Raw genomic sequence first — 11,474 nt, 5'->3', positions numbered from 1 at the left:
TCAAACAAAAACAATGACATCTAAATGGTGGATTCGTCTAACGGTTAGGACACATGCCTCTCACGCATGCAATACGAGTTCGATTCTCGTATCCACTACAAAAGCTCTCAACCTATTGGTTGGGAGCTTTTTTTTATATACCTTCGCTACCCGATAGTATCCTAAGATTTTTATTATACACTTAAATTATATCATGAAAAGTAAAAAGACCGTCTTTCTGACCGGAGCCACCGGGACGATGGGCCATGCCGGATTGGTCGAGTTGTCCAAACGGCTAGATCGTTTTAATATAACACTCTTGGCTCGTCCGAGCAAAATCAATAAAGAGAAGTTGGCCACCTATGAGGCTATGGAAGGGATCCGTATCGTTTGGGGAGACTTGACGAGTTATCAAGATGTCTTAAATGGAGTAACGGGGGCGGACTACGTATTACACGTAGGTGGAATGGTTTCGCCGGCGGCGGATTATTTCCCTAAAAAGACCTTGAAAGTAAACACGACCGCCGCTCAACACATCGTGGATGCCGTAAAAGCGCAACCGAACGCAGATCAGATCAAGGTAGTCTATATCGGCTCCGTGGCGCAAACCGGCCACCGTAACGCACCGGTTCATTGGGGACGTACGGGAGATCCGATCAATATAAGTGTCTATGATCATTATGCCATCTCAAAGACAATAGCCGAACGTATTTTCGTGGAGTCGGGTATTAAACATTGGGCGTGCCTTCGCCAAACCGGTATCTTATGCCCCGAATTATTATTCAAGGGTTCGGACCCAATCACATTCCACGTACCGCTAGACGGCGTGCTGGAATGGGCTACCGCCGAGGATTCCGGTCGCTTACTAGCGAATGTATGCGAGGAAGAGGTGCCGGATGAGTTTTGGAACCGTTTCTATAACATTAGTAGCGGCCCATCTTTCCGCCTGACGAATTATGAGTTTGAGAGTAAATTGTTAAAAGCGATCGGCTGTCCCGCCCCGGAGAAAATATTCGAACCGAACTGGTTCGCTACCCGTAATTTCCACGGACAATGGTATACCGATTCAGATCTATTAGAAGGATATCTGCATTTCCGCAGTAACCAAACTTGCGACGATTATTTTAAATGGATGGCCAGCCAAGTCCCTTGGTATTTCCACCTAGCAAAGATCGTCCCTCCTATCTTCATAAAACTGGGTATGGGAGCCATCGCTAAAAAGCCGGGACTGGGAACCCGTAACTGGATCAAGAACAGACACCAAGATCGTATATCCGCCTATTTTGGCTCGTATGAGGATTGGCAAGCAATCCCGGGTTGGGATAAGATCCGGACAAAACGCCCCTCCGAAACACCCGTCTTTCTGGATCATGGTTATGATGAAAGTAAGCCGAAGTCGGAATGGGATATCGAGGATATGCGTAAAGCCGCAGAATTCAGGGGAGGAAAATGCTTGTCCCCGGCCATGACAAAAGGAGACTTATCGACCCCACTCGATTGGGAATGCCAATTCGGTCACCGTTTTAAGGCCTCTCCCACATTAGTATTATTAGGAGGCCATTGGTGCCCGGAATGTTTACCGCTCCCTTGGAATTACGACGAGATCGCTAAAGGAAATCCGTTCTTCGCCCAAGTATGGTATCCATTCCACGATAAAAAGGAACACAATGTATACGATGAATCCATATTCGCTGACTTCAAGGAATAAAATTCAACGCATCAAGAGATTTTTGTTTTTTAGATTATTTATCTCAACGCAACATACTTTTACCGGATATTATCTGTTATAACAATATAAGCACTATATACCATAAACATAAAAACAGATTTTATCATGACAAAAGGATCGATCGGATTAAATGCAGGAGCTATCTGGAATTTGCTTTCAGATGGCCAACATTGGAGTTTTGAGGCGTTGAGAGCAAAATCCGCTCTAACAGATGCGGATCTATGGTCCGCTATCGGTTGGCTCGCTAGAGAAAATAAGATTGAAATTGATAACACCAGCAGCCACCCTATCTTCTGTCCGGGTACCAACTTTTATTTTTAAATGACATTTATGATATTTCATTGCGAAGGATTTCACTTTCTTCGCAATGAAATCTTCAAAAAAGTACTTACTTTGTAACCCTAACGAATAAAAACAATACGATTATGAATCCTACTTTCGGAGCTTCCATCCTTTCTTGGATACCACCTATGTGGACACCAGAAGGCGGTCTTTTCGCCATCCAGCAAGCATCTGCCGCCGGTTTTGATTTACTGGAAATCTTATTGCCTCCTTCCATGGAGTTCGACGCTCCAACCGTAAAGCGACAATTGAAACAACACGGATTGAAGGCGACTTGTTCTCTCAACCTTCCCCAAGAAGCGCATATTCCTTTTTATCCCAAGGAAGCGACTCGCCTGATCAAGGCGGCGCTGGATAAAGCGAGCGAACTGGAGGTTGATTACTTGGGAGGGGTCTTACATTCCGGCATCGGGGTCTTCTCCGGCAAACAGCGAACACGGGAAGAAGAGAATACGCTTTGTGAGGTATGGGCGGAGGTTGCCGAATACGCCGGCCGATCCGGAATCACGATCGGTATAGAGCCGATCAATCGCTATGAAAGCTATATGTGTACCTCCGCGGAGGAAGTCTTGCGCTTTATCAAACGCGTAGACGCTCCGAATTTATCTTTGCATCTGGATACTTTCCATATGAATATAGAAGAGACTAGTTTCTATGAACCGGTTATCGCCGCAGGCAGCCGACTTCGCCATATTCACATGACTGAAAGCAACCGGGGAATGCTGGGTGAAGGAAACGTACGCTGGGATGATTTGTTTCGGGGACTACAGGAAATCGATTTCAATGGAAACTTAGTTCTGGAGAATTTCTCCAATTCCGTTCCCGGCATGGCGGAAGCCGTATCTCTTTGGCGTCCATCTAAATACAACGCAGATGAGCTAGCTAAAGGCAGTCTCGCTTTCATGCGTAAGATGACATGCGAACATCAATAAGGCATCAATTACTGCAACCGGCTTTACAGTAGTACTGCAAGGCCCGTGCAGTAAATCCCCATTTAGAAAGTAGCGCGAAGTCCTATCATTTAAATAACCGCTGAACGACAGCGCTATCTCCATCATTCGGGGCGGGCTGTATATTCAATAAGCGTGCGATCATCAAATAGAGGTTCACGTTCGCCATTTGCGGAACCTCTACGTGTTTCTTGAACGAGGGACCTGCCGCATAGAATATAGCCTCCATCTCCGGTGTAAAATTATCGTAACCATGTGTCGCCGCATAACGGGGAGATGATTTCTCGCGGAATTGCACATACGTTCCAATATGTGGAGAAACAACCAGATCACTAACTCGAGGATTCTTTCCGTAAACCAATTTCTCAGGGATCTCGTTTTTCTTCCATACGGTTATATTCGGCACTTTCTGTAAAATCGCATAGGCCGTATCCACATAGGTTTTCTTCGGATATAATAATGTAGGAACGCCATCAAAGACATAATCGAAACTATCCCGGGGTAGATAATCATTCAAGTTCACATATCTCTCGGGATAATAGGTGGCCATTCCATGATCCGAGAGAACGATAAAATCGATCTTATCGAAAATATCCAGCTTACGGGCTTCCGTGAAGAAATGATTCAAGACTTTATCCAAGTTCTCTACCACATCCAAGGTTGCCGAGGAATCCGGGGTAGCGGAATGACCTATCGCATCCGGCTCTTCCATATACCACATAATCAAATGAGGACGTATATCTTCCGGCAACTTCAGCCAAGAGATCACGGAATCAGCACGATCTGAAAAAGAAACCGATTTATCAAACGGCTTCCATATTGAAGGCTGGCCACTCGCCAAAGGCACCTCGCTACCAACCCAATAGAAGGAAACGGTACGAACCCCTTGGCGTTCCGCCGTATTCCAAATAGGTTCTCCACCATAAAATCGCGGATCCAGGTTTCCCATCCGGTATGAACTATCAAGCTCCGCGTCATAAAAGAAATTATTTACCAAACCATGGTGATCCGGATGCAATCCGGTAGCCATGCTATAATGATTCGGGAAAGTCACGCTGGGATAACATGGGCGAAACGTGGAGCGAACCCCTACATTCGCCAAAGAATCCAACGTCGGAGTATGAGCACGTGAGGGATAATCAGAGCGGAAACCGTCCATTGATAAAACTACGACATAACGATCCGATCGTTTTTTCGTTTGGCAACCGGTAAAAGCCAATGAACAAATACAAAAGAAACTAACGAGTAAGAACTCAATACGATTATTCCACATATCATTAAATTAAAAAAGAGGTCCACAAAGATAGTGAACCTCTTCTAATTATTAAATTTTATCTAATGAAAGATTTTTCTTTTAGAAGATATACTTGATACCGAATTGCATCTGCCAACGAGACACATCGTTCAAATTATCCTTGAAGGTCTCATCCAAATCTTTCGCCATCGTATACTTCAACGTATAGTTGTTCGCCGCACTCGGGCCTTGTCCTTTCGGGATCGTCAAGAACTGATATTGCTGATTACCCAAAACGGTTGTTTGTACCACACCCCAGTTACGATTCAACAAATTCAAGAAGTTGGCGATATTGAAACTAAAGCGCAAGGTATGTGAGCGACCATTCTTCTGGTAAATCTTTATATCATGAGAAACGCTCAAATCCAATTGATTCGCAAATGGAGCGACAGCACCGTTACGTTCGGCATACTCACCTCTATGTTTGCTCAAATAAGGATCTTGCTCGATAAAGGCATTCATCGCTTTCCATGCATCTTCTTGGCTATCGAAATCGCCCGGTAACAAATGATCTTTTACCTCGTCAAAATTCGCAGGGATATACATCAAGTCATTGGAGAACTGAGAATCGCCATTCGCGTCACCATTATAACAATAAGAATAACGGAACGGACGATAACGCTGATAGATCAAACCAAAACTTGTTGCCGCATATTTACTCCAGTTAGCCGTATAAGAAGCGGACAATAACAAACGACCATCAAAAGAACCTGCCGTATAACCTACTTCTTCCGCATTTCCATCCAAGGCCGCACGGTACTTCCAAGCGGAAGTCGCCACAGACGATGTTCCGTCTGTTACACCTCTAGACTGCCCGAAAGAGTAAGATCCATTCAAATACAATCCCTTCAAGATTCCATCAACAAAGTTTTTCTGCAACTGGAAGGTCGTATAAAGCGAATGTCCTTTGCTGGTATTACGCAGCATCACGACATGATTCGCGGCCTTTTGATTTCCTTCCCTATCGCTATAATAGCCATTATAATATGGACGTGCGTTACCCGCTCCACCGTCATTTACAAATTGCTCGGTCCGATACAATCCGATATTGTCATGATAAATAGCGTTAATGTCTTTTGAGTACAGCAACTCTACGGTAGCTACCCAGCCATCACCAAACTTATAATCGGCAGCGATATTACTTTTCCATAAGCTCGGATATTTAAAGTCCGGATCCGTAATCGCTATATCCGAACGGGTAGCGCTACCTTCAGCCGGTTTATAAGTATCCATATTTCCGGTAAAACCTAGCGAAGGTCTGCCATCGCTAATGATATTGTCATTCTTGTCCTTTACCGCCCGGACATTCAAGTCACCAAACAAAACGCCATTGTTGCCGGCTTGATTACTGATCCATACATAAGGAGGAGTACCCGTGAAGAGTCCCGTACCACCACGGATCTGCAAACTTCCATTCTCATCGTCAAACGGTTTGTAGTTAAAACCAAATCGAGGAGAGAACTGAGGTTTGGCGTTCGGATATTTAGAAACATCGATCTTGATGCCATCCCGATAGGTCTCGGCGGCGACTTTATCATTCGACTGCAAATCAGTCATAAAGAACGGAACATCAATACGTAAACCTAACGTCAAGTTCAATTTATCACTTACCGTCCACTTATCTTGGGCATACAAACCTAACTGGAATACATTTATCTCGGCGAATGGAAAATCATCCGTCATCGAATATCTTTGCGCATAGTACTGGTACCCCGTAGAAGAAGAATTCGTAATACCTGTCACATTGGAACCAAATCCAAAATCTTTCGGATTAAACTCACGGATATCAAATCCTTGTACACTTCCGTTATGAGCGGCCATGTATTGTTTTGTAGCCAATACGTTGAACTTGAAATCATCGACAGAGTTAAATACCCAAGAACCCGGATAGTTTTGAGCGAAACCATTCTTAAAGGCGCGATAGTCACTTTGCGTTCCAACCGTAATCTGATGTTTGCCAAAATTCATCAAGAAGTTATCCTGTATCTGCCAGATATCACTGTTCAACTGGTTATTATAGGAGTTTGCCTCGGTTCCGAAAGTCGTATAAGCATTGTTATCACCATCCAAGATATCCACTTGCGGGAAGTAACCACCATCCATATCGCGATAATCACGCAAACGGGAATAACCGATCTTCAAATAATTAGACATACGGTCATTAATGGTCGTATTCAAGTCGGCCATCCAAATATTGAAGTTATTATTCGTCCGGTAGAAAGAAGAAGAGAACGGAATAGCGAACGCATTCGGTCCACGTCCGTTATTCGGCGCACCGGAAGTAGAAGGGTTATTCGTATTAAACGATTTCAAATAATAATATTTTAAGCTCAACACATTATTTGAGTTGATATTCCAGTCTAAACGAGCCGTGATTCGATCCGCTTGAGTATTTGTCTTATTCACGTCGAATTTACCCGGATTATACCCAAGCTCATCACCTAAGAAATCAGATAAACCCTGCAAGACTGTCGCATCCGCCGCAGAATTAGCGGTCGTATAAGAAATCGGTTCCTCCTGACGATCCATCTCACCATTGATGAAGAAGAATAACTTATTCTTAATGATCGGACCGGATAAACTGATACCGTATTGGTGATTAGAGAACTCTGAAACACCAATCGTCTCATCCTTCACACGATATCCCATCATAGACGGACTCTTCGTGTACATATATACAGAAGCATGAAACTCATTCGAACCGGATTTCGTTACGGAGTTAATACCCGCACCCGTGAATCCTCCATTTCGAACATCAAAAGGAGCGATCATCACCTGTACCTGCTCGAGTGCCTCCAAAGAAATCGGTTCCGTACCGGAAGCTCCAAGAGCAGAAGCCAGACCAAACGAGTTATTAAAGGAGGCACCGTCCACCGTTACATTATTAAAACGGTAAGAGACACCGCCAAAATTCTTTCCGCTACTCATCGGGGTTAATTTCACGAAATCATCCAAAGAACGGTTAATCGTAGGCAGCTTATCCATCTTCTCACGAGTGATGATTTCCTGCGCACCTGTACGGCTTCCTGAAATAATGGGGTTCTTATCCGCAACCACGACTACCTCATCGAGAGCTTGGGTATCTTCCCGCATTACTACATTCAGTTTCAGATCCTCACCCAAAACCAAGTTTATTCCTGTCCGGCTCTCCGTATTGTATCCAATATAAGAGAACTCTACCACATAAGGGCCTCCGATACGAAGGTTGTTAAAAGAATAAGAACCATTCGGCTGGGTAATCGTGTAGTATTCGGTACCCGTTGGCGTATGCGTAGCCTTGATATTCACTCCGATCATCGCTTCCGATGATGTATCCGTGACTTTACCACTCATACTCGCCGTCGTCACCTGAGCATGTATGGATATTCCCACGCACAACAAAAGTAACGTTAAAAGTAGATAAGTTTTCCTCATACAAGAAGTATTTATATTTAAAATAATTATAACATTTTTGTATATCGCCGCAAAGATAGGGATTAGATATCTCTTTTTGTCACAAACTATATATAATATTCATAGCATTAACATTCCTCACACAGATCTCCAGATTATTATTCTCAACCAATCACATCCATAATCCAACAATATGCAGGAAAAGCGTCTATAATTCTTTTAAATCACCGCCCAACAGGGAATGTTAGTTAAGAATCATCAAATTAAAAATTTCATAAAGAACCCTCTTGTTTTGCCAATACAAGCCATCCATCTCCGAATAAGGACATTACTCAATTCCGCCCCGTCACAACAACTTCATGAATATGAAACAAGTATTAAATAAGAAACATACAATGATATTAAAAAATAACCCATAACTTTGCGAAAGTTTTTATTACATTAACTATTTTAAATTATGAGCAGACATTTACAGACGCTATTCCTTTTAGCTGTACTGAGTTTCTTGTTTGTCATCCCGACACAAGCACAGGTAACAACAGCCAGTATGAGTGGAACAGTTATGTTTCAAGATGAACCCGTTATTGGTGCGACCGTTTTGGCGGTTCACGAACCTTCTGGGACAAATTATGGTACGATCACAAACGTTGACGGACGCTTTTCCTTACAAGGTATGCGTACAGGAGGTCCATACAAAGTTACGATCTCTTACGTTGGTTATCAATCTGCCGTTTATTCCGGCATTACCCTGCAATTGGGAGAGAACTACAACTTGAATGTTAAGTTGAAAGAATCTTCTGAGACCTTGGACGAGATCGTAATCACAGCGGCGAAAACGAAGTTCAATACGGAAAAGACGGGTGCGACAACCAATATCTCCTCGTCACAGATCACCTCTTTACCCACCATTAACCGTAGTATCTCCGATATCGCACGCCTTTCTCCTTATGCCTCCGACATGAGTTTTGCCGGTGGCGATGGCCGTTCCACGAACTTTACGGTAGATGGAGCGAACTTTAATAACAACTTCGGCCTTTCGGATAATCTTCCCGGAGGCGGTAACCCGATCTCTATGGACGCTATCGAGGAAGTACAAGTGGTAATCGCCCCGTTCGATGTCCGCCAGACAAACTTCATTGGTGGCGGTATCAACGCTATCACCAAATCCGGTACAAACACATTCAAAGGTTCCGCTTACACTTACTTCCAGAACCAGAATATGCGAGGAAACTCAATCGATGGAGAAGACTTGGGCGCACGTGCTAAGGAATCCAAAACGATTTACGGAGCTACGTTCGGCGGTCCGATCATCAAGAATAAATTATTCTTCTTCGCCAATGTAGAGGTGGAAAAACAACCGCAACAAGTGATCAAATGGAGAGCTCGTACCGAAGGAGAGCAACCGGACGAGAATAACTACATATCTCGCACTACACTCTCCGACATGCAAAAGGTATCCGATTTCTTAAGAGATAAATATGGTTATGATACAGGATCAGCCACGAACTTCCCCGCAGACGAAAAGAATTTGAAATTGTTAGGTCGTATCGACTGGAATATCACGAATGGCCATAAATTGAGCGTACGGTACAACTATACAAAGAATACCGCATGGAACGCTCCCAACGCTAACTCTATGGATGGTGGTTCCGGCTCTCGTCTGTATAATACAAGCCGTGTAGGTTACCAATCCATGTCTTTTGCCAACAGCATGTATTCCCAAGACAATAAAGTGTCTTCCGTATCCGCTGATTTGAACAGTCGCTTCTCTGATAAGATTTCCAATCAGTTACTTTTCACTTATACGGATATCGAGGATATGCGCGGAACCAACTCTTCCCCTTTTCCCTTTATTGATATCTTGGCAGGTAAAGATGCGGAAGGTAACCAAATCATGGAGCCTTATATGAGTGCCGGATATGAATTATTTACTTACAACAACGGCGTGAAGAACAAGATCACAAGTGTTATCGATAACTTCACTTACTTTGCCGGCGACCATAAGATCACAGCTGGTATCAGTTTCGAGCACCAACTTGCTAGCAATGCTTATATGCGCAACGGTACGGGATATTATCGTTACAGCAGCTTAGATGATTTCTTGAACGGTGCCGCTCCTGAAACGTTCGCATGGACATACGGTTACAACGGTGTTTCCGACCCGAAAGCTCAGGTTACTTTTAACCAGATCGGATTCTACGCACAGGATGAGTGGAACATTCGTCCGAACGTGAAGTTAACTTATGGCATACGTTTCGATGATTTAATTTTCGACAATAGTGATCTTCAAAGAAACGACGCAATCTACGATCTTGATTTCGGAGGCAAACATATCGACACCGGCAAATGGCCTAAGTCTAGAATGCAAATATCCCCTCGTGTAGGTTTCGTTTGGGATGTGTTCAAGGATAATTCCTTAAAAGTACGTGGTGGTACAGGTATATTTACCGGACGTTTACCCTTGGTATTCTTTACGAATATGCCGACAAACTCGAATATGGTACAAAATGCTGTAGTATTCGGTACAAAATATGAGAATGGAATTGCGGTAAGTCATGATTCCCGTCTGGATCAATTGGCTGGCGGCATGATTACGAATGTAGACGATGCGATCAAGAAATTCGGCCTTCCTACCACGATAGAGAATCCGGTTGCCGGTTCTAAGATCTCTGGCGTAAAGGACAACTTCAAGATGCCACAAATATGGAAAACCTCCTTGGCTGTAGATTATCAGCTCCCTACTTCCTTCCCATTATCCGTAACCGGCGAGTTCATCTATAACAAGAACATCAATGCCGTAACCCTTGAGAATATCAACATCAAGGACCCGTCAAATTGGGAACATTTTAACGGAGCGGATAACCGTTTGATTTATCCATCTGATTATACGTATGTATCCGGTAAGAATGCGGTTGTATTAACTAACACATCCAAAGGACATGGTTATACCGCCAATGTTACGGTTAACGCTCAACCCGTAGAGGATTTGAACATGATGTTGGCTTATACGCACACGGAATCCAAAGAAATTTCCGGTCTTCCGGGTAGCGACCCTGTATCTACATGGCAGGGAATGTTAACGATAGACGGACCGAATTTCGCAACCGTACAACGTTCACGGTATGTAGTGCCCGACAAGGTAATCGCAGCGATCAATTATAATCTACCCTTCCGCCATAAAGGTCTGCTCAGAAAAACAAGCTTAAATCTGTTCTATTCCGGTTATTCCGCTTCCGGATATAGCTTCGCTTATACGAATGATATGAATGGCGACGGTATCAATAATGATATGATGTATATCCCGAAAGATGACAGTGAAATCAAATTCAAGAATGAAGCAGATAGAACCGCTTTCTGGAACTTCGTAGACCAAGATTCTTATTTAAAGAATCACAAGGGAGAATACGCTGAGGCTTATGCCGCACGTGCACCTTGGGTACATCGTTTCGACCTTCGTATCACGGAAGATTTCTCATTCAAGGCAGGTAAAACCGAACATCATTTCCAATTGAGCCTTGATTTCATGAATATCGGTAATATGATCAACTCGAAATGGGGTGTAATGAAGAACGCATCTTCTTCCAACGGTTGCCGTATCTTGAAATATGAAGGCATGGATGATAACAAGACTCCAATTTTCTCCATGTATAAGATCAATGGTGAATATCCGACTGAGACTTATTCTTATAACCGTATCTATACTGAATGCTGGAAAATGCAGGTTGGTATCCGTTACATCTTTAATTAATCAAGAGATATAACTCCATAAAAAAGGCGGGAAATAAAT

6 protein-coding genes and 1 tRNA gene are annotated in these 11,474 nt (G+C 43.4%); 5 read left to right on the top strand and 2 right to left on the bottom strand.

The genetic code is table 11. The features are described from left to right. Nucleotides 1–26 precede the first annotated feature (26 nt). The 4 genes from CI959_RS11405 (at nucleotide 27) to CI959_RS11390 (ending at nucleotide 2,982) form a co-directional block, all read left to right on the top strand. Nucleotides 27–98: transfer RNA gene (locus tag CI959_RS11405), tRNA-Glu, on the top strand. A 95-nt stretch (nucleotides 99–193) separates the two neighbouring features. After that, on the top strand, nucleotides 194–1,687 hold the full coding sequence (locus CI959_RS11400) for an NAD(P)-dependent oxidoreductase (RefSeq protein ID WP_009018004.1): 1,494 nt from the start codon (nucleotides 194–196) through the stop codon (nucleotides 1,685–1,687). A 126-nt stretch (nucleotides 1,688–1,813) separates the two neighbouring features. Next, nucleotides 1,814–2,029, top strand: a complete 216-nt coding sequence (locus CI959_RS11395) for a winged helix-turn-helix domain-containing protein (RefSeq protein WP_005854120.1) — start codon at nucleotides 1,814–1,816, stop codon at nucleotides 2,027–2,029. A gap of 104 nt (nucleotides 2,030–2,133) precedes the next feature. Next, nucleotides 2,134–2,982: a sugar phosphate isomerase/epimerase gene (locus CI959_RS11390; protein ID WP_005854118.1), complete on the top strand. Its 849-nt coding sequence runs from the start codon at nucleotides 2,134–2,136 to the stop codon at nucleotides 2,980–2,982. A gap of 85 nt (nucleotides 2,983–3,067) precedes the next feature. Here the strand turns inward: CI959_RS11390 and CI959_RS11385 are convergent, their stop codons facing one another. Together CI959_RS11385 and CI959_RS11380 are read right to left on the bottom strand one after the other, a co-directional pair. Continuing rightward, nucleotides 3,068–4,273, bottom strand: coding sequence for an ectonucleotide pyrophosphatase/phosphodiesterase (locus CI959_RS11385; RefSeq protein WP_057317389.1), 1,206 nt, complete (start codon nucleotides 4,271–4,273; stop codon nucleotides 3,068–3,070). An 81-nt stretch (nucleotides 4,274–4,354) separates the two neighbouring features. Next, nucleotides 4,355–7,708, bottom strand: a complete 3,354-nt coding sequence (locus CI959_RS11380; protein WP_009275592.1) for a TonB-dependent receptor — start codon at nucleotides 7,706–7,708, stop codon at nucleotides 4,355–4,357. A gap of 436 nt (nucleotides 7,709–8,144) precedes the next feature. On the opposite strand from CI959_RS11380, the gene CI959_RS11375 reads away from it, so the two are divergent. Then, a complete protein-coding gene (locus CI959_RS11375) occupies nucleotides 8,145–11,435 on the top strand; it encodes a TonB-dependent receptor (protein WP_005854112.1) in 3,291 nt (1,096 codons plus the stop codon). The last annotated feature ends 39 nt before the right edge of the window (nucleotides 11,436–11,474 follow it).

The organism is Parabacteroides sp. AT13 (assembly GCF_002272965.1).
In the GTDB taxonomy this organism is placed as follows: domain Bacteria; phylum Bacteroidota; class Bacteroidia; order Bacteroidales; family Tannerellaceae; genus Parabacteroides; species Parabacteroides distasonis.
This window is presented reverse-complemented; position numbering and strand designations above follow the sequence as displayed.

Coding starts and splice junctions, on each gene's coding strand:
- CI959_RS11395 (WP_005854120.1), top strand. CDS start 1,814: ATGACAAAAGGATCGATCGGATTAAATGCAGGAGCTATCTGGAATTTG.
- CI959_RS11385 (WP_057317389.1), bottom strand. CDS start 4,273: ATGTGGAATAATCGTATTGAGTTCTTACTCGTTAGTTTCTTTTGTATT.
- CI959_RS11380 (WP_009275592.1), bottom strand. CDS start 7,708: ATGAGGAAAACTTATCTACTTTTAACGTTACTTTTGTTGTGCGTGGGA.
- CI959_RS11390 (WP_005854118.1), top strand. CDS start 2,134: ATGAATCCTACTTTCGGAGCTTCCATCCTTTCTTGGATACCACCTATG.
- CI959_RS11400 (WP_009018004.1), top strand. CDS start 194: ATGAAAAGTAAAAAGACCGTCTTTCTGACCGGAGCCACCGGGACGATG.
- CI959_RS11375 (WP_005854112.1), top strand. CDS start 8,145: ATGAGCAGACATTTACAGACGCTATTCCTTTTAGCTGTACTGAGTTTC.